The 25,103-nt window shown below is 59.2% G+C and carries 23 protein-coding genes; 10 read left to right on the forward strand and 13 right to left on the reverse strand.

The window, feature by feature from the left end; genetic code table 11:
* Positions 1–2: 2 nt before the first annotated feature.
* The 6 genes from ACNYC6_RS18840 to yaaA all read right to left on the reverse strand — a co-directional run bounded on the left by ACNYC6_RS18840 (position 3) and on the right by yaaA (position 8,839).
* The gene (locus tag ACNYC6_RS18840; protein WP_419708654.1) at positions 3–1,487 is read right to left on the reverse strand and encodes an alginate export family protein; all 1,485 of its coding nucleotides are present in this window, start codon (positions 1,485–1,487) and stop codon (positions 3–5) included.
* Positions 1,484–2,995 carry an alginate biosynthesis TPR repeat lipoprotein AlgK gene (gene algK / locus ACNYC6_RS18845; RefSeq protein WP_419708655.1) on the reverse strand — a complete coding sequence of 504 codons (1,512 nt, stop codon included), beginning with the start codon at positions 2,993–2,995 and terminating at the stop codon, positions 1,484–1,486. Before algK ends, ACNYC6_RS18840 begins: the two co-directional genes overlap by 4 nt.
* A 9-nt stretch (positions 2,996–3,004) precedes the next feature.
* A complete protein-coding gene (locus ACNYC6_RS18850) occupies positions 3,005–4,174 on the reverse strand; it encodes a PilZ domain-containing protein (protein ID WP_419708656.1) in 1,170 nt (389 codons plus the stop codon).
* Positions 4,175–4,209: 35 nt separating this feature from the next.
* Complete coding sequence (alg8, locus tag ACNYC6_RS18855; RefSeq protein WP_419708657.1) at positions 4,210–5,691, reverse strand: mannuronan synthase; 1,482 nt, start codon at positions 5,689–5,691, stop codon at positions 4,210–4,212.
* A gap of 242 nt (positions 5,692–5,933) precedes the next feature.
* Positions 5,934–7,250, reverse strand: a complete 1,317-nt coding sequence (locus tag ACNYC6_RS18860) for a nucleotide sugar dehydrogenase (RefSeq protein ID WP_419708658.1) — start codon at positions 7,248–7,250, stop codon at positions 5,934–5,936.
* Positions 7,251–8,059: 809 nt separating this feature from the next.
* Positions 8,060–8,839 (reverse strand): peroxide stress protein YaaA, encoded by a 780-nt coding sequence (gene yaaA, locus ACNYC6_RS18865; RefSeq protein WP_419708659.1) that lies wholly within the window; start codon positions 8,837–8,839, stop codon positions 8,060–8,062.
* 150 nt (positions 8,840–8,989) lie between these two features.
* Between yaaA and ACNYC6_RS18870 the strand changes: the two genes are divergently transcribed.
* From ACNYC6_RS18870 to ACNYC6_RS18895, 6 genes are all read left to right on the forward strand, one after another.
* On the forward strand, positions 8,990–10,114 hold the full coding sequence (locus tag ACNYC6_RS18870) for a polysaccharide deacetylase family protein (protein WP_419708660.1): 1,125 nt from the start codon (positions 8,990–8,992) through the stop codon (positions 10,112–10,114).
* Between the two features lie 335 nt (positions 10,115–10,449).
* Positions 10,450–11,844, forward strand: a complete 1,395-nt coding sequence (locus ACNYC6_RS18875) for a PhoH family protein (protein WP_419708661.1) — start codon at positions 10,450–10,452, stop codon at positions 11,842–11,844.
* Positions 11,845–11,962: 118 nt separating this feature from the next.
* Positions 11,963–12,436, forward strand: a complete 474-nt coding sequence (gene moaC, locus ACNYC6_RS18880) for a cyclic pyranopterin monophosphate synthase MoaC (protein WP_338582868.1) — start codon at positions 11,963–11,965, stop codon at positions 12,434–12,436.
* The gene (gene moaD / locus ACNYC6_RS18885) at positions 12,433–12,675 is read left to right on the forward strand and encodes a molybdopterin converting factor subunit 1 (RefSeq protein WP_419708662.1); all 243 of its coding nucleotides are present in this window, start codon (positions 12,433–12,435) and stop codon (positions 12,673–12,675) included. Before moaC ends, moaD begins: the two co-directional genes overlap by 4 nt.
* A gap of 3 nt (positions 12,676–12,678) precedes the next feature.
* Complete coding sequence (moaE, locus tag ACNYC6_RS18890; protein ID WP_419708663.1) at positions 12,679–13,131, forward strand: molybdopterin synthase catalytic subunit MoaE; 453 nt, start codon at positions 12,679–12,681, stop codon at positions 13,129–13,131.
* 295 nt (positions 13,132–13,426) lie between these two features.
* Positions 13,427–14,203 (forward strand): ABC transporter substrate-binding protein, encoded by a 777-nt coding sequence (locus tag ACNYC6_RS18895; protein WP_419708664.1) that lies wholly within the window; start codon positions 13,427–13,429, stop codon positions 14,201–14,203.
* 91 nt (positions 14,204–14,294) lie between these two features.
* Here ACNYC6_RS18895 and ACNYC6_RS18900 read toward each other — a convergent pair whose 3' ends face one another.
* The 5 genes from ACNYC6_RS18900 to ACNYC6_RS18920 form a co-directional block, all read right to left on the reverse strand.
* Positions 14,295–14,936 carry a helix-turn-helix transcriptional regulator gene (locus ACNYC6_RS18900; RefSeq protein WP_419708665.1) on the reverse strand — a complete coding sequence of 214 codons (642 nt, stop codon included), beginning with the start codon at positions 14,934–14,936 and terminating at the stop codon, positions 14,295–14,297.
* Between the two features lie 90 nt (positions 14,937–15,026).
* Complete coding sequence (locus ACNYC6_RS18905; RefSeq protein ID WP_419708666.1) at positions 15,027–16,154, reverse strand: NAD(P)/FAD-dependent oxidoreductase; 1,128 nt, start codon at positions 16,152–16,154, stop codon at positions 15,027–15,029.
* Between the two features lie 20 nt (positions 16,155–16,174).
* Positions 16,175–17,119, reverse strand: coding sequence for an ornithine cyclodeaminase family protein (locus ACNYC6_RS18910; protein WP_419708667.1), 945 nt, complete (start codon positions 17,117–17,119; stop codon positions 16,175–16,177).
* A gap of 138 nt (positions 17,120–17,257) precedes the next feature.
* The gene (gene rhlB / locus ACNYC6_RS18915) at positions 17,258–18,733 is read right to left on the reverse strand and encodes an ATP-dependent RNA helicase RhlB (protein ID WP_419708668.1); all 1,476 of its coding nucleotides are present in this window, start codon (positions 18,731–18,733) and stop codon (positions 17,258–17,260) included.
* Between the two features lie 99 nt (positions 18,734–18,832).
* Complete coding sequence (locus tag ACNYC6_RS18920; RefSeq protein WP_419708669.1) at positions 18,833–19,489, reverse strand: alpha/beta hydrolase; 657 nt, start codon at positions 19,487–19,489, stop codon at positions 18,833–18,835.
* A gap of 466 nt (positions 19,490–19,955) precedes the next feature.
* Between ACNYC6_RS18920 and ACNYC6_RS18925 the strand changes: the two genes are divergently transcribed.
* The 4 genes from ACNYC6_RS18925 to ACNYC6_RS18940 all read left to right on the forward strand — a co-directional run bounded on the left by ACNYC6_RS18925 (position 19,956) and on the right by ACNYC6_RS18940 (position 24,117).
* Positions 19,956–20,987, forward strand: coding sequence for an amino acid ABC transporter substrate-binding protein (locus tag ACNYC6_RS18925; protein WP_034148977.1), 1,032 nt, complete (start codon positions 19,956–19,958; stop codon positions 20,985–20,987).
* Positions 20,988–21,052: 65 nt separating this feature from the next.
* A complete protein-coding gene (locus ACNYC6_RS18930; protein WP_419708670.1) occupies positions 21,053–22,234 on the forward strand; it encodes an amino acid ABC transporter permease in 1,182 nt (393 codons plus the stop codon).
* Positions 22,235–22,244: 10 nt separating this feature from the next.
* A complete protein-coding gene (locus ACNYC6_RS18935; RefSeq protein WP_419708671.1) occupies positions 22,245–23,342 on the forward strand; it encodes an amino acid ABC transporter permease in 1,098 nt (365 codons plus the stop codon).
* Positions 23,343–23,352: 10 nt separating this feature from the next.
* Positions 23,353–24,117 (forward strand): amino acid ABC transporter ATP-binding protein, encoded by a 765-nt coding sequence (locus tag ACNYC6_RS18940; RefSeq protein ID WP_003178331.1) that lies wholly within the window; start codon positions 23,353–23,355, stop codon positions 24,115–24,117.
* 64 nt (positions 24,118–24,181) lie between these two features.
* Here ACNYC6_RS18940 and ACNYC6_RS18945 read toward each other — a convergent pair whose 3' ends face one another.
* Together ACNYC6_RS18945 and ACNYC6_RS18950 are read right to left on the reverse strand one after the other, a co-directional pair.
* A complete protein-coding gene (locus tag ACNYC6_RS18945; protein ID WP_419708672.1) occupies positions 24,182–24,670 on the reverse strand; it encodes a type II toxin-antitoxin system MqsA family antitoxin in 489 nt (162 codons plus the stop codon).
* Positions 24,667–24,978, reverse strand: a complete 312-nt coding sequence (locus ACNYC6_RS18950; RefSeq protein WP_419708673.1) for a type II toxin-antitoxin system MqsR family toxin — start codon at positions 24,976–24,978, stop codon at positions 24,667–24,669. Before ACNYC6_RS18950 ends, ACNYC6_RS18945 begins: the two co-directional genes overlap by 4 nt.
* Between the last annotated feature and the right edge of the window lie 125 nt (positions 24,979–25,103).

The raw sequence follows: 25,103 nt of genomic DNA on the forward strand, positions 1-25,103 counted from the left end.
CATCAGAAGCGCCAGATCACGTCGATGAACGCGCGGTGCATGTACGAATCGACTTCCTTGCCGTAGGCGTCGCCCGGCTTGAACACACCGCCACGCAAGCGCACCAGCGCCGAAGGTTCGTCGATCGCTTGGCTCATCGATGCCGGCAACAGGCCTTGCTTGAAGTACTTGGTCACGACCAGATCCATTTCCTGACCGAGGTCTTTCTCGCCATCGTTCAGCGGCAGGGAGGTGCTGGAGAGGATCGCACCGGTGACGTCGTCGGTGTTGTTCTGTACCGCGTCGATGCCGTTGCTGCCGACCGGTTTGTTGCCGTCGACACGCCAGAACTTGTGGTAGATCAGGCTGGCGTCGTACTCGTCGTTGAGCATCCACGAACCGAACAGCGTGGCCGATTGCATGTTGTTCATTTCGCCACGGAAGGCTTCGCCGAAACGGTGGACCCGCGAGCGAGTACCGGTGTAGTTCGAACGGTTACTTTCCAGGCCGTTCTGTTCATAGTCTTCGCTGGCGCGAGCGTAGGCCGCACCGACCTGCCATTGCGGGTCGAGACGCAGGCGCACACCCAGGTCGGTGGCCCAGCCATCGACATCGCCGCTGCGTTTGGCTTGCGCGGGCGCGGTGCCATCGGCGTTCAGCGGGTTGACCGTGTCGCGGTCGCCGCTCATGCCGGTGATGCTGCCCCAGTAATTGACGGTGTTGGTGTTGCGCCAGTTGTAGGCATCGCTGTCGGCGGTGAGGCCGAGCCAGCTGATGTCGCCGTTCTGTTTCTTGTCCAGCGAATCACTCGCGACGCCGGGTTCTGCGTAGTCGAGTTTGCCATCGTCGTGAGTGTGGTGGCCGCGTATGCCGACCCAGTTGCCCGGTGTCCACTGATACGCCGCATCGGCGTAGGCGTGCAGGCGATCCTTGTCCTCGGGTGCCAGTTCCTTGAGGTCGGTGCGGTACTCGCTGAAGCGTTCGGCGATACCGACGTTGGCGCGCAGCAGGGTGGTGTCGAAGGTCCAGTTCAAGGCTTCGATGTTGGTGTCGCGCCACTGGCCGTCGTCATTACGCAGACGCTGGCGACCGAACTTCAGGATCTCGCCCGGATAGGGCGTGAAGCCGCTGTAACCGACCCAGAACTCACGCATCGCCAGGTAGTTTTTCTTGGTTTCGCGATCACCGTTGTCGGTGTTTTCGGCACCATCGGATTGTTGCAGGGTGTCGGTCTCGATGATGTCGGTGGACGTCACCGCCTGACCCATGGCGTAGGCGCTCCACGCGCCACTTTCGCCGTAGACCCAGGGACGCAGGTCGAGGCCGAGGCCGTTGACGTCGCCGCCGCCCTGGGTACCCAGGTCACGATCGTCCTCGGACTGACCGGTGATTTTTACGTCCAGGCCGTAGTTCTTGGTGTCTTCAGTCATCGCAGCGAGCGTCGGGCAAGACCAGATCAGCGCGAACGTCAGGCCGATGCCGGCCTTCATGAATGGATTCAATTTCATAGGGATTCCTCGCCGTCTTCTTCTTGCAGGGCGTGCAGTTGCAGCGTGTTCTGGCTCAAGTTGCCGCGAACGGCCTGTTCCTGTTTCAACAGGCGCTGGGCCTCGGCCAGCTGCGTAGGCGGCAGTTGGGCTTCGAGGGTTTGCGCAAGTTCGGTGGCTTGCGGGGTGTTCTGCGCCTTGGCCAGTTGGCTGAAGACGTAAGCGTTGAGCGGGTCAGGCTTTGTGCCTTTGCCTTGGGAGAACAGTTGGGCGATGGCGAAGTCGGCGCTGTTCTGGCCGTTGCGCGCAGCGGTCAGCAGGTGGTCGAGAGCCTTCTGTGGATAGACCTTGCCCAGGTAGCCACGACGATAGATCTGGCCGAGGTAGTAATCGGCGGCGACTTCGCGGCCGACGGCTTTCTGGAAGTGTTCCTCGGCGACCTTGGCGTCGGCCGGAACCATCTTGCCTTCGTAGTAGAGCTTGCCCAGCAACAGCTCGGCGCGCGGCTGATCGGCGGCGCGGCCGTTGTCGAGGTACTTCATCATCTGGTCGACGTCACCCAGTTCGGGGAAGTCGTAGAGCAGTTGCGCGAGGGTCACCCACGACGCCGGATAGCCCGGGGCGATCGGTTCGAGCAGCGACTGCGCGGTTTTTTCGTCGGGCGTGCCCAAGGTCGGATCGGCGAGCACACGGGCGACGCTGTCCACGCGCTGTGCGGAAACAGTGCCGCGAGCGTGACCGGCCTGCATCTGCTTGATCAGCTCGGCCTGTTGTTCAGGCTGGGCTTTTTTCTGATAGACCGTGGCCAGTTCGACGTAGCAGATGTCGGTGGTGTTGATCGCGGCTTTGCAGATCTTTTCCACGTCGTCCAGGTGCTGGTCGTAGGTGCCTTGGGTGCGATAAAGCAGCACTTGCGCCAGGCCCGCTTCCGGCTTGCCCTCGGCGCGCCATTGGCTGATCTGCTTCTGTGCGTCGACGTTGGGGAAGCTGTGCGGGTATTGCAGGTACAGCATCGCCAACGGGATCAGGGTGTTGCCTTCGCCAGCGGCGGCGGCTTTTTTCAACAGGGTTTCGGCTTCGTGCTGCTCGGCTTCGGTGGAGCCGGGCTTGGCCACCAGCAGGCGACCGAGGCGTGCCTGGGCACGCGGTGAAACGCTGGCGGCGGCACGGTAAGTCGCCTCGGCCTGCTTCATCTGCGCCGGGTCGCGGCTGTCGACTTGAATGTCGGCCAGCCCAACTTGGGCTTCGCTGTAGCCGAGGTCTGCCAGTTGCTGATAGTTCGCCGCCGCGGTGGCGGTGTCGCCACGCTTGAGCGCCTCGTTGGCCAGGCGTTGGTCGGGCAGGCCGGTGCAGCCGGCCAGGCTCACCGCCAGCGCCAGCGAGCACACCATCAATCCCATGTGGGAGCCAGCCTGCTGGCGATGCAGGCAACTCGGTACATCAGACAGACCGCGTCGATCCCATCGCGAGCAGGCTCGCTCCCACAGGGACTGCGGTGTTCTTGGAGTTGGTGGAGTCGTCACGGGCATGTCCTCCGGTTACAGACCAGCAGCCATGGCTTTGTCGATCAGCCAGTTCAGGTTCGGGCCACGGTCGCTGTTCACTTCTACCGGGCGGCCGGCGAGGGTGCTGTCCAGGGCTTCGTCAGGCTGGATCAGGACGCGGATGTCGGAAGACAGGTCGGCGCTTTTCAGGCTGGTGCTGCTGACGATCTTGCCGGTGCGGGTCTTGTCTTCGCCGGCGATCTGGAAGCGCACGGCGGTGCCTGGCAGCACGTCGCCGAACTGGCGATAGGAGAAGCGCGCTTCAACGTTGGCTTCGGTGTTGCGTGGCACCAGTTGGAAGATCACGTCGCCCTTGCTGGCGTACTGACCGTTGGCGACCATTTGCTGGGCCACGGTGCAATCGCATGGCGAAGTCAGGGTGCCGGTCATTTGCTTGCCGAACAGTTCTTCAACCTTGGCCGGCGACAGTTGATCGTCTTCAAGGTGACCCTTGAGCACGTCGAGCATGCTGGTGCTGAAGGTCGCCAGCGGTGCGCCTTTGGCGGCGACGCCGTCGGCTTTGATCAGACTCTGAACGGTGCCGTCGCGAGGCATGGTGATGTTCACGCCCGGAACGCTGACCAGGCCGGCCTGCGCGTGGCTGACGAAGTACATGCCGTACACCGATTTGAAGATGAAACCGAACGCCGCCAGGCCAACGACGAAAATGCCGAGGCTGAAGGTCACGGCTTTCATGCGGCCGAACGCGCTCATGCCGTGGCCGCCATCCTTGATCTTGCGCGCCTTGGTGAAGTTGTCGCGCTGCAGGGTCGCCAGCACTTCACCGATACTGACGATGTCGCCGGCCAGGTGAGAGGTGATCAGGTGGCGAAGGGTCGAGATGTCCTGTGGTTCCAGGTTCTGGAACTGGCAACCGGTACGGCCGGTCTGGCGGTCGAAGGAGCGAATCTGCAACTCGACGTCCATGGCCAGGCCGAGGTTGTCGATGACGAACTGCAGGCGAGCCTTGTACACCTCGCCGACCTTCAGCGGCAGTTGACCGGCGTTGAACGCCAGGCCACCCGCGGACAGGTCGATGACCCGGGCTTCGACCGGCGTACGGTCAGGACCAAAGAAGCGCAGCTTGGCCGGGATTTTCACTCGGGCGTGTTGGCGCTGGGCTTCGGATTCATGCACTACGTTGGCGTTGACGGCGGTATTCATAGGGGCGATTTCCTTGTTAATTCAATAAGGGGCGGTCAGACCATCATCAGCAGCACGGCGACAAAAATGCTGCCGGCGGAGAAGGTCATGGTCCGAGACGACCAGGTGTTGAACCAACGTTGAAAGCTGGCGAGATCACGGGTCAGTGAAGTGGGTTGGCGAGTCCAGGACTGTTGGTCGAGGCGGAAGAACACGTAGATCTTCACCAGCGCGCCGACGATCTGGTTGTAATAGAGAATCGCCGGGTAGGCCGGGCCGATCCGGTGACCGGAGCAGGACAGCAGCAGGGTCAGGATCAGGCGGGTGATGCCGATCCACAGCAGGTAAACCAGGATGAACGCGGTGCCGTACTTGAAGCTGGCGATGATCGCGACGGTCAGGCCCAGCAGCGAGGTCCACATCGACACGCGCTGATCGAACAGCACCACCGAAGTGAACGCACCAAGGCGTTTCACCCCAAGGCCGAGGGCCCGGGAGTTCTGTCGCAGGTTGTTGCCGTACCAGCGGAACATCAGCTTGCGACTGGCCTTGATGAAGCTCTTTTCCGGCGGATGCTCGACGGTGTTGATCGCAGCGTCGGGCACGTAGAAGGTGTCGTAGCCCAGGCGCATCAGGCTGAACCAGCTCGATTTGTCATCGCCGGTCAGGAACTTGAAACGACCCAGGCGCCAGTGTTGCAGCGAGTCGCTTTCCACGTCGGCGATGAATTCCGGGTTGGTGACCACGGTGGCACGGAACACCGACATGCGGCCGGTCATGGTCAGCACCCGCTTGGACAAAGCCATCGAGCACATGTTGATGTGGCGCTGGGCGAAACGCAGCTTGTGCCATTCGCTCATGATGTAGCCGCCGCGTACTTCGCAGAACTCGTTGGTGGTCAGGCCGCCGACGTTGCCGAACAGCTGGAACCACGGCACGGTCTTGCGCACCGTCCCTTCGCCGAGCACGGTGTCGCCGTCGATCACGGCGACCACGGCGCGGTCATCCGGCAGGTGACGGGAGATGGCGCGGAAACCGTAGGCCAGGCCATCGCGTTTGCCGGTGCCGGGAATGCGCACGAAGTCGAGCTTCACATGCGATGGCGGGTTCATCCGCTTCCACAGGCTTTTCACCAACAGCTCATCGGACATTTCGACGATGGAGCAGACCACGGTGGTCGGCAGGCCACAGTCGATCGCTTCGCGGATCACCGAGCTGTAGACCTGCGCGGTGGTCAGCGCGTCGATACGAAAACTGGTGACCATCAAAAATACATGGGACGGGTCCGCCGCCTTGCCCAGCTTGCGCACTTTGCGCCGCAGGTGCGGGTAGACCACGTACAGAAACAGCATGCCGCGCAGAAAGTGCGTGGCACCCATTGAGTAACGCCAGATACCGACGATACCGATCAGGAAAATGAAGTCCTTCGACTCGGAGTCGAACGTGGACACAGGCAACGCCATGGCGAGGCCCATCAGTAAACTCAGGTAGAACAGCCAACCGGCGGCCTGGAGTAGGCCGTGCTTTAGCCTGTGCATAATCTGCATCCGTCTCGATCTCGGGCGAGCCTGTGGGGTGGCCCGATGGGGTTAAGGCAGGCTTACAAAACCCGTAATGTCACCGGTGAATCTGTAGGAGCTGCCGAAGGCTGCGATCTTTTGAATTTTTCGGGTTCACTCGGAGCTCAAGTGGTCCCGGTAAAGATCGCAGCCTCGTTTCACGCGTCAGCTCCTACATCGTGGTGACACCGTTGCCGCGCGTTGCCGCGCGGTTACTGTGGTTACCAGCAGATGCCTTCAGTGCGGCCAGTCACGCTGGTGGCCTTGGACATGAAGCCGACCAGGTCGATCACTTGCTTGCCGTGCGGGACGTCCTGCACCAGGGCGCGGAATTTCTCGTCACGGTTGCCGAGGATGATCACGTCGGAGTTGTTGATCACATCTTCGAAGTCGGCGTTGAGCAGGGACGAGACGTGCGGGATCTTCGACTCGATGTAGTCCTTGTTCGCGCCGTGGACACGGGCGTATTCGACGTTGCTGTCGTAGATGCTCAGGTCGTAGCCCTTGCCGATCAGCATTTCGGCCAGGTCAACCAGCGGGCTTTCGCGCAGGTCGTCGGTGCCGGCCTTGAAGCTCAGGCCCAGCAGGGCGACTTTGCGTTTGTCGTGGCTGGAGACGATGTCGAAGGCGTTCTGCACCTGGGACTCGTTACTGCGCATCAGCGAGTTGAGCAGCGGCGCTTCTACGTCCAGCGAACCGGCGCGGTAGGTCAGGGCACGTACGTCTTTGGGCAGGCAGGAGCCGCCGAAAGCGAAGCCTGGGCGCATGTAGTACTGGGACAGGTTCAGGGTCTTGTCCTGGCAAACCACGTCCATCACTTCGCGACCGTCGACACCAACAGCCTTGGCAATGTTGCCGATTTCGTTGGCGAAGGTCACTTTGGCGGCGTGCCACACGTTGCAGGTGTACTTGATCATCTCGGCGACGGCGATGTCCTTGCGGATGATCGGTGCGTCGAGTTCTTCGTACAGCGATTGCAGAACGTCGCCCGAGGCCTTGTCGAACTCGCCGATGACGGTCATTGGCGGCTGGTCGTAGTCAGCGATCGCGGTGCTTTCGCGCAGGAACTCAGGGTTCACGGCAACGCCGAAATCGACGCCGGCCTTCTTGCCGGAGCAGTCTTCGAGAATCGGGATGACCACGTTGGCCACGGTGCCCGGCAATACGGTACTGCGCACCACGATGGTGTGGCGGGTGGTCTTGTCACGCAGGACAAAACCGATCTCGCGGCACACGGCTTCGATGTAGTTCAGTTCCAGGTCGCCGTTCTTCTTGCTCGGCGTGCCGACGCAGATCATCGACAGGTCGGTGTCGCGAATCGCCTCGGCGAAGTTGGTAGTACCGCGCAGACGACCGGTCTGGATACCCTGGGCCAGAAGTTCGCCCAGACCCGGTTCAACAATCGGTGATTTACCGGCATTGATCATATCGATCTTGTCTTTGGCAACGTCGACGCCAACGACGTCATGGCCCCGTGCAGACAGGCAACCGGCACAGACTGCGCCAACGTAACCCAAACCAAATATGCTGATGCGCATCGCAATTACCTCTGTGTTTTATCGAGCCATTAGATGGCTGGAGTTAATGGTGTTCAGCGGTCATAGTGCACTCGCAAGTGCGGCTAACAGGCGCAACAATGCCGAAAGTTGGCATGTAAGTTACGAGTGTCTAAATAAATGCACTCAAGGTGTGCGAAACCAGGCCTTATTGTTATGACGTGCCCTGTATTGCAGCCGATCCTCTAATTTGAGGATGTTCGTGCAACGGTCGTGCGCGCTCGATGTCAGGCTGAGAGCCCGTGGATCAAGCGGTTGGGTGCCCGGGTGAGCACGTTTATAGGGGCGCTGCCATGGCCTTGTTGGGGAGAGTCAACATGCGTTATCTCCTGTCGTTCTGAGTTGTTCAAATCAGGGATTAGTTCGCGAAAGTTAATGTGACAACTTCGCTACATGGATCTCTGTTCTGCGTAAGTTATCTCCTACAAGCTCTGTGAGAATCGTTACCGGTGGTATGAGCGGTGCATTCGGACATAGTTCCGATCCGCCTATCGTGAAATCTGAAATTTTTTGAAATGCTGAGAAAGATGGCACTGCTCTCATATTGATAGCACTTGCCGTTTCGCCCTTTATATATAGGCGGATTATTCGAGGGGATAGTTTTTTGCCACTACCGATAAAAACTTTCAGTGCCACTACTGAAAAAAAAGATCGAAGTCGAGTGAAACTAAAGTTAGAAAAACGAATGATGTATTTTTGGCGCCATAAAAATGGCGAATCAGGCGGGAAATATCGGGTCGATCAATGATCGGCGCGCGAGCGTTCTGGACGTCGTGCGCCGACCTCTTGCATCACTCGGGGGCGTGATCGCGCAGAAACACCAGGTTGTCCGGTTTCGACTGCTCGGCACTGTAGCGATAGCCCTGGACATCGAATTGTTTGAGGGCCGTCGGGTCGCTGACGCGTTCTTCGATGACGAAGCGGCTCATCATGCCCCGGGCCTTTTTCGCGTAGAAGCTGATGATCTTGTACTGACCGTTCTTCAGGTCCTTGAACTCGGTGTTGATGATCCGTGCGTTCAGGGCATTGCGTTTGACCGCCGAGAAGTACTCGTTGGACGCCAGGTTGAGCAACACGTCATCGCCCTGATCGGCCAACGCTTCGTTCAACCATTCACTGATCCGCGTGCCCCAGAAGGCATACAGATCCTTGCCGCGGGCATTGGCCAGTTTCGTGCCCATTTCAAGGCGGTAGGGCTGCATCAGGTCCAGCGGACGCAACAGGCCGTACAGGCCGGAGAGCATGCGCAAGTGTTGCTGGGCGTAATCGAAATCGGCTTCGCTGAAGGTTTGCGCATTCAGCCCGGTGTACACATCGCCCTTGAATGCCAGCAACGCCTGCTTGGCGTTTTCCGGGGTGAAGGCCGGGGTCCAGCTGCCGAAGCGCGCGGCATTGAGGCCACCGATCTTGTCGGAGACGTGCATCAACTCGCTGATCTGCGCTGGCGTCAGGTCGCGCAACTGCATGATCAGTTCTTGCGAGTGATCGAGGTATTGCGGCTGGGTGAAGCGCTGGGTCGCCGGCGGTGTTTCGTAGTCGAGGGTCTTGGCGGGGGAAATCACCATCAGCATGAAGTCGTCTCCTTTAATCGTGGCGGCGATTCTAGGGGGTTGTCATCGTTGACTCCAGCTATAGGGGTAATAGGTGATCGGTGGTGTCATGCGATCTTTTGATCTTCCCGCGATATAGTGCCGCGCGGGTTTTGTTATGGAGACATCCCATTGCGTATCGTTCTTCTATTCACGGCGTGGCTTCTGAGCTTCGGTGCCCTGGCGGCGCCGGGTGATGTGGCGACGCTTGATCGTGGCACCTGGCCTGAAAAACTCAACAGTCCAACGTTGTTCGACGTGGCCTCACGCGCTGAAATTCTCATGTTCGCCCGTGTACTGCTGGCCAGCGAGTCGCTGGATGAAACGGCGCTGGCCCAGCGCCTGGGCCTGCGCACGGTCAACATGGCGTCGGTCAACCGTGCGCGCGAGCGCCTGTGGCAACGCTTGCTGAGCAACTTCAGCTTCGCCCAGCAGAGTTGCGATCAGGATGCGTCCTTCTGTTTTCTGGTCGAGGACATGCCGACCCTGCGTGAACAGGCCGGAAAATTCCAGATCAGCGAAGACAGCTACTACATCAAGTGGGCCGAGCCGAGCCGGTTATTCCATGCCCAGTACCTGGACGAGCAACTGCGCAAGGCCGCGCTGTTCCCGCAAACCAGTAGTGAAGTCGATCGTTTTGGCGACTATGAGCGCAATGGCGAAGCGATGCACGACCGCCTGTTTCTGCTGACATTCGACAGCGCTGCGAATGCCGTACCGGACAACACGGACTGGGTCACCGAGTACCTGCGAAAGGCGAACGTGAGCGGTACGTTCTTCGTTCTCGGCAAGGACGTTCAGGCGCGATTGGCCGACCGTTCGGTCAGCAGCCTGCAATCGACCTATTCAACCCAGTGCGTCGGCGTGCAAGGCTGGGAGTTCCGCTCGCACAGTCACTGGCAGGACTGGCAGGATTCGGTGCGACGCAGTGTCGAACTGGTCAAAGGCAAACTGCCGGAGAACTACGTGCCGCTGTTTCGTCCGCCCGATGGCCAGCGCCGTTCCGATGCCGAGGGCTTCTACACGTCTCAGGGCTTGCAGGTGGCGCTGTGGGACATCGATGCCCAGGACGGCGCAGGCAAGTTGAAAGCCAACCAGAGTGCGCAACGGGTACTGACCCTGATGCTGCTGTGGCGTCATGGCGTGATCAACTTCAATGTGAAACAGGACGGGGTGAAAACGACGTTGCCGTGGCTGATGACACAAACGGCACAAAGCGGGATCGGCTGGGAGGATTGTCAGGACGGGTTTCGATAAACGGCAAAAGCCCGGAAACATTGGGTATCCGGCGATTTTTCGAAGGATTTCGAAGCAGGTTGACTTCCGACTGTAAACGGATGATGGCAGTCCGCCAAGTGCTATTGGTCAATCTGAAAAATAAACTTCAAAAAAACGTCAAAGTACTTTTTTCTGTCATGTGTTTTGGAGTATTACGAAGACAGACCGCCGAAACCTGCAACACAGGTGGCGTCTCCCAAGACCCCAGCTCTGTATGCAGTCACTTGAGTCCCCGCAGGTGAATTCGGCAGTCACTTCGAGGCGCAGCACCGCCAAGGTATTGCGTCGAATGGCTCCCACAAAGGTGACCGAGTATGGATGATCACGGACGTAGCTCTTCTTCCAACCAGCCAATCCTTTATGTACTCGATACCAACGTATTGATTCACGATCCAAACGCGCTGCTCAACTTCGAAGAACACCACGTCGCCATCCCGATGACCGTGCTTGAAGAGCTGGATAAGCTCAAGAGCGGGCACCACAGCGTTGCTGCCGAATGCCGCCAGGCCATTCGCCTGATCGACAAGACCCTGGGCGATGCCTCACCCGAGGACGTCGAGCAGGGTGTGCCGATCCAGCGTGGCAAGAGCGGACCGAAAGGCTTGCTGTCAATTCTGATGAGCAAGAATGCCGAGCCGAACCTGATTCTGCCCGAGCACCTGAACGACAACAAAATCATCAATCAGCTGATCGACCTGCACGCACGCGATCCGAAGAAGCCCGTGGTGCTGGTGACCAAAGACATCAACATGCGCCTCAAGGCCCGCGCCTGCGGGATTGCGGCCGAGGACTACAGCACCGACCAATTGGTCGACGACGTATCGTTGCTGCCCAACGGCTACCACAACATGACCGGCTCCTTCTGGGACCGTGTGAGCAAGGTCGAAACCCGTCAGGACCACGGCCGCACCTGGCATCAGGTGCAGTTGATCGACAACCTGCCGGCGGTGCACATCAACGAGTTCATTATCGACGAGCAGGGCTTTGTCGGCTGGATCAAGGAGATCGAGGAAGACAAACTGCTGATCCTCGATCTGCACCAGGAACCGCTGCTGCACCAGGAAGCCTGGGGCCTGAAACCGCGTGACATCTATCAGAGCCTGGCGCTGTATGCTTTGCTCGATCCGGATATCCATCTGGTCAACCTGTCCGGCGCGGCCGGCTCCGGTAAAACCATTCTGGCCCTGGCCGCTGCGATCGAGCAGACCATGGTCAGCAAGCGCTACCGCCGGATCATCGCCACCCGCAGCGTGCAGGGCCTGGACCAGGAAATCGGTTTCCTGCCCGGCACCGAAGCGGAAAAAATGGAGCCGTGGCTGGGCGCCATCACCGACAACCTCGAAGCCTTGCACATGGATGACGAAAGCACCCATGGCAGCGTCGACTACATCCTCAGCAAAGTGCCGTTGCAGTTCAAATCCCTCAACTACATCCGGGGCCGCAGCTTCCAGCAGAGCCTGATCCTGATCGACGAATGCCAGAACCTCACGCCGCACCAGATGAAAACCATCATCACCCGTGCCGGCGCCGGTTCCAAAGTGGTGTGCCTGGGCAACCTGGCGCAGATCGATACCCCTTACCTGTCCGCGACCAGCTCCGGGCTGACCTACCTCACTGAACGCTTCAAGGACTTCCCGAACGGGGTGCACATCACCCTGCAAGGGGTACCACGCTCGATCCTGGCCGAATACGCCGAATCGCACCTGTAAACCTCACACAAGAACCGGGCGGCCTCAAAGCCGCCCGGTTTTTTTATGCCCGACAATCAGGCGTGCGAAAAATTGACCTGCAGGTTTACAATCGACGCTCCTGATCAGGAGTAATCCCGTGCTGACTCATCTCGATTCCCAAGGTCGCGCCAACATGGTCGACGTCACCGAAAAAGCCGTGACGTTCCGTGAGGCGACGGCCCAAGCGCTGGTGCGCATGCTCCCCGAAACCCTGCAGATGATCGTCAGCGGTGGTCACCCCAAAGGGGATGTGTTCGCTGTGGCGCGTATTGCCGGCATTCAGGCGGCGAAGAAAACCAGTGATCTGATTCCGCTGTGCCATCCGTTGATGCTGACGGGTGTGAAAGTCGAACTCAGTGCCGAAGGTGACGACACCGTGCGCATCGAGGCACGCTGCAAGCTGTCCGGGCAGACCGGTGTCGAAATGGAAGCCCTGACCGCCGCCAGCGTCGCTGCGTTGACCATCTATGACATGTGCAAGGCCGTGGACCGCGGCATGACCATCGAAAGCGTGCGATTGCTGGAAAAGGTTGGCGGCAAGAGCGGGCATTTCCAGGCGGATCAGCCATGAACGTTACCGTGAAGTTTTTCGCGCGTTATCGCGAGGCGCTGGGTGTGGACTCGATAAAGGTCGAAGGACACTTCGCCACCGTTGACGACGTGCGGGCGCTGGTGGCCCAGCGTGACGGCGCCGAGGTGCTGAGCGAACAAAACCTGATGTGCGCGCGTAATGAAGACCTCTGCCAGCTCGATGAGCCGGTCAGCGACGGCGACGAAGTGGCGTTTTTTCCAACCGTGACCGGGGGCTGAGTCATGGCCATTCGTGTGCAATCCACAGCGTTCGACCCCGGCGCTGAAGTCAACGCGATGCACGACGCCAATGTCGGCGTCGGCGCGGTGGTGAGTTTTGTCGGCTACGTGCGCGATTTCAATGACGGTCTCGATGTTGCCGGTATGTTCCTCGAACATTATCCGGGCATGACCGAAAAAGCCCTCGGCAAAATCTCAGTCGAGGCGGAGCAGCGCTGGCCGTTGCTCAAGCTGGAAGTGTTGCATCGTATCGGCGCACTGGAACCGGGCGAGCCGATCGTCTTTGTCGGCGCCGCCAGCGCCCATCGTCAGGCAGCGTTCGATGCCTGCGCCTTTGTCATGGATTACCTGAAAACCCGCGCACCGTTCTGGAAGAAAGAAAACACCAGTGACGGACCGCGTTGGGTTGAAGGGCGTGACAGTGATCATGCGGCGGCGGATCGCTGGAAGCAGTAAGCTTAGAGCTTCTTTATTACTATTCGGGCCTCATCGCGAGCAGGCTCGCTCTCACACTGGATCTGTGTTCGCAGGACCATTGTGGGAACGAGCCTGCTCGCGATGGCGTCATTCGCAACACGAAAAAATCCTGCTGATTCCCCTCCCGACCACCGGCCGGCACAGGCTGCATTTGCCTGATTGACGGATAATACATAAAAGTCCAGTATGGAATTATAAGTACAAAAAAGGCTTTCCCTGTTTCTGCTCTTTCTTCTGTCTTGCCAAACCAACAACAACCCGCGAGAGAACGAACATGAAGAAATTCCCCCTCATCACCGGTCTGGCCTTGAGCCTGTTGGCGTGCAGCTCTGTGTTTGCCGCCGAGAAAACCCTGCGCATCGGTATCGAAGCGGCTTATCCACCCTTTGCCTCGAAAACCGACAAAGGCGAAATCGTCGGTTTCGACTACGACATCGGCAATGCCTTGTGCGCGCAGATGCAGGTCAAGTGTGTGTGGGTTGAAGGTGAGTTCGATGGTCTGATTCCTTCCCTGAAAGTGAAGAAAATCGACATGGCGCTGTCGTCCATGACCATCAACGAAGACCGCAAGAAGTCGGTGGATTTCACCCACAAGTACTACTTCACGTCCTCGCGTCTGGTGATGAAGGACGGCGCGGTGGTGGATGACCAGTACGCCAGCCTCAAGGGCAAGACCATCGGCGTGCAGCGCGCGACCACCACCGACCGTTATGCCACCGAGGTGTTTGAACCCAATGGCATCAACGTCAAGCGCTACAGCAACAACGAAGAGATCTACATGGATTTGGCGGCCGGTCGTCTCGATGCGATTTTTGCCGACACCATTCCGCTCAATGACTTCCTGTCGATGCCGCGCGGCAAGGGTTACGCGTTTGTCGGGCCGGAGCTGAAGGATCCGAAATACGTGGGCGAGGGGGCGGGGATTGCGGTGCGCAAGGGTAATGCCGAGTTGGTGAGCCAGTTGAATACGGCTATCGATGGTATTCGGGCGAATGGCGAATACCAGAAGATTTCGGATAAGTACTTCAAGTCTGACATTTACGGCGATTGATCTACCGCCATCGCCAGCAGGCTGGCTGGCTCCTACAGGTTTTGTGTACACCACAAATCCATGTGGGAGCCAGATCAGTCCCTGAAGCTCTTCAGCCTTTCAATTCCTTCAAATGCTTGTACACAGTCGCCCGTCCCATGTTCAGCACATTGGCCACATAGTTCGACGCGCTCTTGCCCTTGAACGCGCCCTCGGCGTGCAGGGCCAGCACCAGTTCGCGTTTGTGATCGCGGGTCAGCAGGTTCAGGCTCAGCTGACGCTCGCGCAACCAGGCGTGGAGGAAGGTGTTGATCCGCTCCTGCCAGTCATCGCGAAACAGTGAGTCCGGTTGCGGGATCAGTTTGGTCGGCGACAGGAACAGGTCCAGTGCCGCTTTGGCATTCTCGAACAGCGAAATATTCAGATTGATGCACAGCACCGCCAGCGGATGACCTTCGCTGTCGCGCAGCACCGTGCTGAGGCTGCGAATCTTCTGACCATCCCAGTTGAGCTTTTCGTACGGCCCGATGTTGCGCTCGCTGACATCGTCGCTGAGCATGTCTTCCAGGGCCGAGTCGTCGCCGATGTCCCGTTTCGACAGGTTGTTGGCGATGTAGTCGACCTTTTGCGTGCGCAAGTCGTGCAGCACCACTTCGGCATGGGGAAAGAACAACGTGGCGATGGCATCGGCGATCGCCCGGAAGTTATCCAGGGACGTGTCGTTCAAGGCCGGCTCTTTTTCTGGGGCGTTCATAAGGGTGGGGCTCCGGGCAACTTCAGCGCCCCGCAATACGGGACTCTGAAAGTGTGCCGTAATCGTGTCGGCGCGTCACCTGAGGGACAATCAACCCAGGCGGGCAGGGGAGAGCATTTCGGCGCTCAGGCCGAAGCGAGTCAGCGGCTCTGGCAGGGATTCACCACGCACCAGCGCGGCGCTGGCCTGACCCATGGCCGGTGAGGTCTGGATGCCATAACCGCCCTGTGCCGCGACCCAGAACAGCCCCGGCACCTGTGGATCGAAACCCGAGAGCAAGTCGCCGTCGCTGACAAAACTGCGCAGACCGGCCCAGGTGCGGGTCGGACGGCGAATGGTCAGGGTCGTGGCTTCTTCGATCTGGTAGATGCCCATGGCGATGTCCAGCTCTTCGGGCTGCACGTCGTGAGGTTCCACCGGGTCGGCGTTGGCCGGCGAGCCGAGGAACATCCCGGCATCGGGTTTCATGTAGAACGATTCGTCGAGGCTGACCAGCATTGGCCAATGGTGGATGTCCAGGCCCTCCGGACCGGCGAAGATGAACGCGGCGCGGCGTTTCGGTTGCAGGCCCAGCGGACGGGCACCGGCCAGTTCACCGATCTTGTCGGCCCAGGCGCCGGCGGCGTTGATGATGATTGGCGCGCTGAAGGTCTGGCTGTTGGTTTGCACCTGCCAGGTGCCGTCAGCATCACGGCTTAGGCTCAACACTTCGGTGTCGGTGTGCACTTCGCCTTTGTTACGGCGGATGCCGCGCAGGTAACCCTGATGCAAGGCATCGGTGTCGATGTCACTGGCGGTCGGATCGTAGATAGCGCCGTGGACTTTTTCCCGGCGCAGGATCGGCAGGCGTACACAGGCCTCTTCGGCGCTGAGCAACTGCATCTCCGGCACCGTGGCTTTGGCGCTCAGGTATTGATTGTTCAGTTCGGCCGGATCACCGGTGAAATCCACGGTCATTTCGCCACGCGGCGTCAGCAGGGGGTGTTCGCAGAAGCCGCTGGGCGGAGCGTCGAAAAAATCGCGACTGGCCTGGGTCAGCGCGCGAACCTGCGGTGTGCCATAGGCAGCGGTGAACAGTGCCGCCGAACGCCCGGTGGAGTGATAGGCCGGATGGGATTCACGTTCGAGCACCACCACGCGAGCATGCTGCGACAGCCAGAAACCGGTGGAAGCGCCGGCAATCCCGCCGCCGATGATGATGAAATCTGCCTGGCTCATGAACGTCTCCTGTTGTGGTGTTAAGACTGCAGTTGGTAAAGGGCATTCGCCAGCGCGATGTCTTCCAGGCCCAAACCAATCGAGCGGAAGAACACATGACGGTCGTAACCGGGACGCTGGACCTTCCCGCTAATCAGGTCGGGCAGGTCGCCGACGATCGCGTTCTTGTCCCAACCATGTTGTTCGCCGGCAATCAGCATTTCACCGGCCGAGCCCGGGGTGGTCAGGCGATAGTCACAGAACACCTGCATGTCGTTGAGGCTCTGCGGCGGCACTTCGTGGGCGCGTGGGGCGTTGGTGCTGATGGAGGTGATCAGCGCCGGTTTGTTCAGGCTCGAAGGATCGATCACTGGGCCGGCAGACGAGGTGCAGAGCATGATCACGTCGGCGTCCTGAACGGCGGCTTCGCGACTGTCGACGATATTCAGGCGCGGCTCGATGTTTTTCAGCAGGCTCGCGGTTTCAACATCATCGCTCAGGTTCGGCGCGTACAGGCTGATGCTCTGCCAGTCGCGCAGGTGCTTAACGTAGTGCAGATGCGCCTGGGCCACCTTGCCGCTGCCGATGATGGCCAGGCGAGTCGCTTGCAGAGGCGCGAGTGCGTCGACTGCTACAGCGGTAGTCGCGGCGGTGCGGGCGGTGGTCAGTTCGCCGGCGTCGCAGAGCAGCAGCGGCTGGCCGGTCTGTGCCGACATCAGCAGCGTCCACGCCGTCACCAGCGGGCCTTGCTCGCGGACGATGTACGGCGAAGTCTTGATCCCGTAGACGCCGTCTTCGGCCAACACGCCCAGGTAGTTGATGAAGTCGCCGGCGCCGTGCGCAAATTCCACCCGTTGCTGTGCCGGTTGCACGGCTTGCCCGGTCGCCAGGTCACGGAACATTTTGCGCAGGATCTGCGGCACATCGACTTGCGCCAGCAACTCGCGAGCCTGGGCTTGATTGATCACATGAGGCGTACTGGGCATGGTCGGCTCCGGGGATGGATGTAAACTAATTTGTCCATTATGGACTTTTAGTTGTCTCGAGCAAGCTCCTGTTGAAAAAACCAGACGAAAAAAAAGCGCAGTCCGTTGCCGGCTGCGCCTCTTTCTGCACTTCGTCCGTTACGGACGTTTGCGCTCAACTGCCCGCAACAGATGCGTCGGTGGTGTTTCACAGCTGATTTTCTTGCCCAGCAGCGCCTCGATGGACGGAAGCTGGTAGGAGTCATCTTCACCGGCAAAGCTGATGGACACGCCATCAGCACCGGCGCGACCGGTACGACCGATGCGATGCACGTAGTCGTCCGGCACTTCCGGCAGGGTGAAGTTGATCACGTGGCTGATGCCGTCGATGTGGATACCGCGACCGGCAACATCAGTGGCGACCAGTACGCGGATCTTGCCTTCGCGGAAGCCTTCCAGCGTCTTGATGCGTTTGTGCTGCGGCACGTCGCCGGACAGTTGCGCGGCGTTGATGCCGTCGCGCACCAGGCGTTCCTCGATGCGTCGCACTTCATCCTTGCGGTTGGCGAACACGATCACCCGCTCCCAACCGTTGTCGTTGACCAGGTTGTAGAGCAGTTTGTATTTGTCGGCACCGGCCACGGCGTAAATGTGCTGTTCGACGTTTTCGCTGGCCACGTTGGTGACTTCGATTTCGACGATCGCAGGATCGGTGGTCCATTGCTTGGCCAGGTTCATCACGTCTTCGGTGAAGGTCGCGGAGAACAGCAGTGTCTGGCGCTCGGACTTCGGTGGCGTCTGGCGAATGATCTGGCGCACTTGAGGGATGAAACCCATGTCGAGCATGCGGTCGGCTTCGTCGAGCACCATCACTTCCACCATGTCCAGGTGCACGTCGCCGCGCTGGTTGAAGTCCAGCAGGCGGCCGGGCGTGGCCACGAGGATGTCGCAGTGACGGGCTTCAAGGTGCTTGAGCTGCTTGTCGAAGTCCATGCCGCCCACGAACGTCATGACGTTGAGGCCGGTGTACTTGGTCAGGTCGGCTGCGTCCTTGGCGATCTGCACCACCAGTTCGCGGGTTGGCGCGATGATCAGTGCCCGCGGCTCACCCATGTAGCGCTCTTTCGGCGGCGGGGTTTGCAGCAACTGGGTGATGATCGAGATCAGGAACGCAGCGGTTTTACCCGTACCGGTCTGGGCGCGGCCGATGGCGTCTTTGCCGGCGAGGGTGAAACCCAGTACCTGCGCCTGAATCGGCGTGCAATACGGGAAGCCCAGGTCCTGGATGGCGTGCATCAGTTCGGGGGCGAGTTTGAAATCGTGGAAGCGGGTCTTGCCTTCCTGGGGTTCAACGACGAAGTCTTCGAGTTTCCACGGGATGACCGGGGCTTTTGGCTTCGGTTCCCGGCGTGGCCTGGCTGGCTTGGGCGTTTCGTTGCGCGGTTGTTCGGCAACGGTTTGCGCCACTGGCGGGATGGCCGGCTCGTGTTTCGGTGCCGCTACGGGGGCGGTCCGGCCAGACTGATTACCGTCGGTGCGGTGGCTGGGGGTGTGAGACGGAGCGCTGGGGACTGGCGCGAGTTGCTCAGTCTCGCTTTTACCGAACATTTTCTTGAGTGCTTTGAGCACGGTCATCTCATCAATTGGCTAAGGAATGTACGCCGGGCAGTGTAATGCAAGAATCGGGCGCGGCGTAGTGGGACAGATCAAAGGGCGTTTTTAAGCACAAAAGGCTTAGCGCAAGCGCTCGGCGAGCCAGACGCCGATGTCGCGTATCTCCTCGGGTAACACTTCGTGGCCCATTGGGTATTCCTGCCATGTCACGGTGACACCATGCTGCTTCAAATACTCGTAGGCACTGCGGCCCATCGAGTTTTGCACCACGTCATCGTACTGACCGTGCAGTGAAAGCACCGGAATGCGCTGCTGGCTGGCGGACAATTGCAGCTCATCACTGAACGTCGGCGCATAAGTAGAAAGGGCAAGTACGCCACCGAGTGGTCCCTGCCATTTCAGGAACGCGGTGTGAAACACCACCGCGCCACCTTGGGAAAAGCCTGCGAGGAAAATTCGCGAGGCGTCTATTCCGCTGGCTCGCTGCGTTTCGATCAATTCAATGACCCGGTCCGCCGACGTTTCCAATTGCTCGCGATTGATCGCACGCGCCGGGCTCATGGCCAATATGTCGTACCAGCTCGGCATCTCGTAGCCGCCGTTGATGGTGACGGCGCGGGTCGGTGCCTGGGGTAGAACGAATCGGGTGCTCAGCAAGGTTTCCTGCAGGGCTTCGGCTACCGGCAGGAAGTCGTAGCGGTCGGCGCCCAGGCCGTGCAGCCAGATCACGCAGGCGTCTGCGGTTTTTACGGGCTGAAGAATCAAGGGCTCGGTCATGTCTGCTCCAATTTTGTGCGTGCGCTCTGATTGAGTGCGGAGTCTCAGTGCGCGTCTGGTTGATCAGTTACGAAGATGTCGCAAGGCTACAACTTTTGCTATTGACCTGTCGCTTAACCGCTTAAGCGGTCGGTGTGGTACGGGCTTTGCTATGGCGATGTGTGTACGAATAATCCCACGTCTGTCGGTAACACTATCAGGCCAAGGTTGGTGGTGGGATTACAAAATCCGGTAATGGATGTTCGCCAGCGGCCGCTACGGGCTTCGCGAACGTGAAAGGGCTACAGCCCGTTCGGCCGATTGGTGAGAAGTGAGTTGTCCATTATGTGGATTTTCTCCTACTAGACTCATGGCTACGGTCCTACGTCGGTTGACCCTCAAAAAAGCCAACACGGGTCAACAACGCCTCAAAAGGGTGCGACTGGACTCACGCTCCGACACAACAAGAGCAAAACTGGAGGTTTGAATGAAGATGTTGAAATCCACCCTGGCAGTCGTGACTGCAGCCGCAGTACTCGGCGTCAGTGGGTTCGCTCAGGCGGGCGCGACCCTGGATGCAGTGCAGAAGAAAGGTTTCGTACAGTGCGGCGTCAGCGATGGCCTGCCTGGTTTCTCGGTTCCAGACTCCACCGGCAAGATCGTTGGTATCGATGCTGACTACTGCCGCGCTGTGGCCGCTGCCGTGTTCGGCGACGCGACCAAGGTCAAGTTCAGCCAGTTGAACGCCAAAGAGCGCTTCACCGCGCTGCAGTCCGGCGAAATCGACATTCTGTCGCGCAACACCACCATGACCAGCTCCCGTGACGCGGGCATGGGCCTGAAATTCCCGGGCTTCATCACTTACTACGACGGCATCGGCTTCCTGGTAAACAACAAGCTGGGCGTGAAAAGCGCTAAAGAGCTGGATGGCGCGACCATCTGCATCCAGGCCGGTACCACCACCGAACTGAACGTTTCCGACTACTTCCGCGGCAACGGTCTGAAATACACCCCGATCACCTTCGACACCTCCGACGAAAGCGCCAAGTCGCTGGAATCCGGTCGTTGCGACGTGCTGACCTCCGACAAGTCCCAACTGTTCGCCCAGCGCAGCAAGCTGGCTTCGCCGAAGGACTACGTGGTTCTGCCGGAAACCATCTCCAAAGAACCGCTGGGCCCGGTCGTACGTAATGGCGACGACGAGTGGCTGGCCATCGTGCGCTGGACTGGCTACGCCATGCTCAACGCTGAAGAAGCCGGCATCACTTCGAAGAACGTCGAAGCTGAAGCCAAGGGCACCAAGAACCCGGACGTTGCCCGTCTGCTGGGTACCGACGGTGAATACGGCAAAGACCTGAAAGTGAAGAAAGACTGGGTCGTACAGATCGTCAAGCAAGTCGGCAACTACGGTGAAGTGTTCGAGAAAAACCTCGGCAAGAACACTCCGCTGGAAATCGACCGCGGGCTGAACGCCTTGTGGAACGCAGGCGGCATCCAATACGCACCACCAGTGCGCTGATGGTTCTATCACCCGGTGGGCCAACCACCGGGTGATGTTCTGTTCCATTATTTGCGGGGCACTTCATGCAAAATTCAATCGGCGCACCAAAGCAGAGGCTCAGCCTCAGCGATCCACGAGTGCGTGCGTGGGTATTCCAGATCATCACGATTATCGGGGTGGTCTCGTTAGGCTGGTTTCTGTTCGACAACACGCAAACCAACCTTCAGCACCGGGGCATTACCTCCGGTTTCGACTTTCTGGAGCGCAGTGCCGGTTTCGGCATCGCTCAACACCTGATCGACTACACCGAAGCGGACAGCTATGCCCGGGTGTTTGTCATCGGTCTGCTCAACACCCTGCTCGTGACCTTCATCGGCGTGATCCTGGCGACGATCCTCGGTTTCATCGTCGGTGTGGCACGGCTGTCGAAGAACTGGATCATCGCCAAAGTGGCGACGGTGTATGTGGAAGTCTTCCGCAACATTCCGCCGCTGCTGCAGATCCTGTTCTGGTACTTCGCGGTGTTCCTGACCATGCCGGGGCCGCGTAACAGCCACAACTTCGGTGACACCTTCTTCGTCAGCAGCCGTGGCCTGAACATGCCGGCCGCGCAGATGTCCGACGGTTTCTGGCCGTTTGTGGTTAGCGTCGTGGTGGCCATTGTCGCCATCGTGCTGATGAGCCGCTGGGCCAACAAGCGCTTCGAAGCGACCGGCGTGCCGTTTCACAAATTCTGGGTCGGCCTGGCGCTGTTCCTGGTGATCCCCGCCCTGTGCGCCCTGATCTTCGGTTCGCCGGTGCATTGGGAAATGCCCAAGCTGCAAGGCTTCAACTTTGTCGGTGGCTGGGTGCTGATTCCTGAGCTGCTGGCCTTGACCCTGGCACTGACGGTGTACACCGCGGCGTTCATCGCCGAGATCGTGCGTTCGGGCATCAAGTCCGTCAGCCACGGCCAGACCGAAGCGGCGCACTCGCTCGGCTTGCGCAACGGTCCGACCCTGCGCAAGGTCATCATCCCGCAAGCCCTGCGCGTGATCATCCCGCCGCTGACCAGCCAATACCTGAACCTGGCAAAAAACTCCTCGCTGGCGGCCGGTATCGGTTATCCGGAAATGGTGTCGTTGTTTGCCGGTACGGTGCTGAACCAGACCGGGCAGGCGATCGAGGTGATTGCCATCACCATGAGCGTGTACCTGGCGATCAGTATCAGCATTTCCCTGCTGATGAACTGGTACAACAAGCGCATTGCGCTGATCGAGCGGTAAGGAAAAGCGCATGAGTACTCATACCTTCAAACCTGACATGCCACCACCGAGCAGCAGCATCGGTGTGGTGGCGTGGATGCGCGCGAACATGTTCTCCAGCTGGCTCAACACCCTGCTGACCCTGTTCGCGTTCTACCTGATTTACCTGGTGGTTCCACCGATCCTGCAGTGGGCGATCATCGACGCCAACTGGGTCGGCACCACCCGCGCCGACTGCACCAAGGACGGCGCCTGCTGGGTCTTCATCCAACAGCGCTTCGGTCAGTTCATGTACGGCTACTACCCGGTCGACATGCGCTGGCGCGTGGACCTGACCGTGTGGTTGGCGGTCATTGGCGTGGCACCGTTGTTCATCTCACGCTTCCCGCGTAAAGCGGTGTACGGCCTGGGCTTCCTGGTGCTGTACCCGATCATTGCCTGGTGCCTATTGCACGGCGGCGTATTCGGCCTGCCTGCCGTGGCCACCAGCCAGTGGGGCGGCCTGATGCTGACTCTGGTGATCGCCACTGTCGGTATCGCCGGTGCGTTGCCGTTGGGGATTGTCCTGGCGCTGGGCCGTCGTTCGAACATGCCGGCCATTCGTGTGGTTTGCGTGACCTTCATCGAATTCTGGCGCGGCGTGCCGTTGATCACGGTGCTGTTCATGTCCTCGGTGATGCTGCCGTTGTTCCTGCCTGAAGGCATGAACTTCGACAAGCTGCTGCGGGCGTTGATCGGCGTGATCCTGTTCCAGTCGGCCTACGTGGCCGAGGTGGTGCGCGGCGGTCTGCAAGCGATCCCTAAAGGTCAGTACGAAGCGGCCGCGGCGATGGGCCTGGGTTACTGGCGCAGCATGGGCCTGGTGATTCTGCCGCAAGCCCTGAAGCTGGTGATCCCCGGCATCGTCAACACCTTCATTGCGCTGTTCAAGGACACGAGTCTGGTGATCATCATCGGCCTGTTCGACCTGCTCAACAGCGTCAAGCAAGCCGCCGCCGACCCGAAATGGCTGGGCATGGCCACTGAAGGCTATGTGTTCGCAGCCCTGGTGTTCTGGATTTTCTGTTTTGGTATGTCGCGCTACTCCATGCATTTGGAACGTAAGCTCGACACTGGCCACAAGCGTTAGGAGTTCTTTTATGAGCGAAGCAATCAAACAGCCTGTGAGCCCTGAAGGCATTATTCAGATGCAGGGCGTGAACAAGTGGTACGGCCAGTTTCACGTACTGAAGGACATCAACCTCAACGTCAAGCAAGGCGAGCGTATCGTCCTGTGCGGACCGTCGGGTTCCGGCAAGTCCACCACCATCCGCTGCCTCAATCGTCTGGAAGAACACCAGCAAGGCCGCATCGTGGTCGACGGCGTGGAGCTGACCAACGACCTCAAGCAGATCGAAGCGATCCGCCGTGAAGTCGGCATGGTGTTCCAGCACTTCAACCTGTTCCCTCACCTGACCATTTTGCAGAACTGCACCCTGGCGCCAATGTGGGTACGCAAGATGCCCAAGCGCAAGGCCGAGGAAATCGCCATGCACTACCTGGAACGCGTACGCATTCCGGAGCAGGCACATAAGTATCCGGGGCAACTGTCCGGCGGTCAGCAACAGCGTGTGGCGATCGCCCGTGCGCTGTGCATGAAACCGAAAATCATGCTGTTCGACGAACCGACTTCGGCGCTCGACCCAGAGATGGTGAAGGAAGTTCTCGATACCATGATCGGCCTGGCCGAAGACGGCATGACCATGCTCTGCGTGACCCACGAAATGGGCTTCGCCCGCACCGTGGCCAACCGCGTGATCTTCATGGACAAGGGCGAAATCGTCGAACAGGCTGCGCCGAACGACTTCTTCGACAATCCGCAGAATGATCGGACCAAGCTGTTCTTGAGCCAGATTTTGCATTGATTGGCACTTGGCAGTGAAATGAACCCGGACTCAGTTCCGGGTTTATTTTTGCCTGGGGTTTGGTTCAGGACATCTGTGCCGCTTCCTGCTCAGGGAAGCGCTCTGCCAGTAACTGCCGCAATTCAGTGCCTTCGTTCATCGCTTGTACTTCGGTGAGCAGGTGAGGGTGACGATCCAGCAGGCGCATCAAGGTGAGCAGGGGTTGTGGCGGGGCTAGCTCGGCGCGTTCATAGCGTGAAAAGGCATTGTGCCCACCGCCGGAGAGTTGCTTCACTGCTTCCTTCTGCGTGAGGTGCAGTTTGCGGCGGATGCGTTTCATCTCGCAGGCAATGACCTGGAAGTAGTCTTCAAGCAGGCGATCACTCGCATTGGAGTAACGCTCGGCGCTGTCGGTGTCATGATCGAATTCGATCTCGCCACAGACCTGGCATTCCCAACCTGCCATGTCGTGTACCTGTCGTGCTACCTGTTTGTAGTCAACAGTGAAACTGCGTCCATCAAAGTGCCGCATTCCGTCGAGAGTGCCGCAGCTGACGCATTGCTGTGTTTTCATTGGTTCTTCTCCTTGAAGGAGATCACTGGATGCCTACCGCCCGGGCGATAAGTCACTTTGATGTAAATCTCCCGATCCTGAAATGTGGTGTGATAGACGTCTTGCCATATTCGATGATCGGCATGGGTTGTCATCGATTTATGCAGCATCCGGTATTCAAGCAAATAAACGATTCGTAACATCTGCGGCAGACTCAGCCCCATTCTTCGGCCGCCCTCTCGAGCGGTCATTGAAAATGCATCGCTGGCGAGTCTGCGCACTTCTTCCTTGATCACCGCCAAGTCGTAATGGGGTGTGTGCTTTTCCATAGAATTAATTAACCTTCTCTTAAAACTACCCTTAAAGGGTAATTTTTGCCAGTCGAAAACCCTGTTCCTGTTTCTGCTTAATGACCCTAGGCGGTTGCCGTCCTACACGGAGCTGACTAACATGT

It is taken from the genome of Pseudomonas sp. NFX224 (assembly GCF_048565165.1).
Lineage (GTDB): Bacteria > Pseudomonadota > Gammaproteobacteria > Pseudomonadales > Pseudomonadaceae > Aquipseudomonas.

Bases quoted from the DNA above. Each gene is read 5' to 3' on its own strand.
- ACNYC6_RS18840 (WP_419708654.1), bottom strand. From the start codon at position 1,487: ATGAAATTGAATCCATTCATGAAGGCCGGCATCGGCCTGACGTTCGCG.
- algK (WP_419708655.1), bottom strand. From the start codon at position 2,995: ATGCCCGTGACGACTCCACCAACTCCAAGAACACCGCAGTCCCTGTGG.
- ACNYC6_RS18850 (WP_419708656.1), bottom strand. From the start codon at position 4,174: ATGAATACCGCCGTCAACGCCAACGTAGTGCATGAATCCGAAGCCCAG.
- alg8 (WP_419708657.1), bottom strand. From the start codon at position 5,691: ATGCACAGGCTAAAGCACGGCCTACTCCAGGCCGCCGGTTGGCTGTTC.
- ACNYC6_RS18860 (WP_419708658.1), bottom strand. From the start codon at position 7,250: ATGCGCATCAGCATATTTGGTTTGGGTTACGTTGGCGCAGTCTGTGCC.
- yaaA (WP_419708659.1), bottom strand. From the start codon at position 8,839: ATGCTGATGGTGATTTCCCCCGCCAAGACCCTCGACTACGAAACACCG.
- ACNYC6_RS18875 (WP_419708661.1), top strand. From the start codon at position 10,450: ATGGATGATCACGGACGTAGCTCTTCTTCCAACCAGCCAATCCTTTAT.
- moaD (WP_419708662.1), top strand. From the start codon at position 12,433: ATGAACGTTACCGTGAAGTTTTTCGCGCGTTATCGCGAGGCGCTGGGT.
- moaE (WP_419708663.1), top strand. From the start codon at position 12,679: ATGGCCATTCGTGTGCAATCCACAGCGTTCGACCCCGGCGCTGAAGTC.
- ACNYC6_RS18895 (WP_419708664.1), top strand. From the start codon at position 13,427: ATGAAGAAATTCCCCCTCATCACCGGTCTGGCCTTGAGCCTGTTGGCG.
- ACNYC6_RS18900 (WP_419708665.1), bottom strand. From the start codon at position 14,936: ATGAACGCCCCAGAAAAAGAGCCGGCCTTGAACGACACGTCCCTGGAT.
- ACNYC6_RS18905 (WP_419708666.1), bottom strand. From the start codon at position 16,154: ATGAGCCAGGCAGATTTCATCATCATCGGCGGCGGGATTGCCGGCGCT.
- ACNYC6_RS18910 (WP_419708667.1), bottom strand. From the start codon at position 17,119: ATGCCCAGTACGCCTCATGTGATCAATCAAGCCCAGGCTCGCGAGTTG.
- rhlB (WP_419708668.1), bottom strand. From the start codon at position 18,733: ATGACCGTGCTCAAAGCACTCAAGAAAATGTTCGGTAAAAGCGAGACT.
- ACNYC6_RS18920 (WP_419708669.1), bottom strand. From the start codon at position 19,489: ATGACCGAGCCCTTGATTCTTCAGCCCGTAAAAACCGCAGACGCCTGC.
- ACNYC6_RS18925 (WP_034148977.1), top strand. From the start codon at position 19,956: ATGAAGATGTTGAAATCCACCCTGGCAGTCGTGACTGCAGCCGCAGTA.
- ACNYC6_RS18930 (WP_419708670.1), top strand. From the start codon at position 21,053: ATGCAAAATTCAATCGGCGCACCAAAGCAGAGGCTCAGCCTCAGCGAT.
- ACNYC6_RS18935 (WP_419708671.1), top strand. From the start codon at position 22,245: ATGAGTACTCATACCTTCAAACCTGACATGCCACCACCGAGCAGCAGC.
- ACNYC6_RS18940 (WP_003178331.1), top strand. From the start codon at position 23,353: ATGAGCGAAGCAATCAAACAGCCTGTGAGCCCTGAAGGCATTATTCAG.
- ACNYC6_RS18945 (WP_419708672.1), bottom strand. From the start codon at position 24,670: ATGAAAACACAGCAATGCGTCAGCTGCGGCACTCTCGACGGAATGCGG.
- ACNYC6_RS18950 (WP_419708673.1), bottom strand. From the start codon at position 24,978: ATGGAAAAGCACACACCCCATTACGACTTGGCGGTGATCAAGGAAGAA.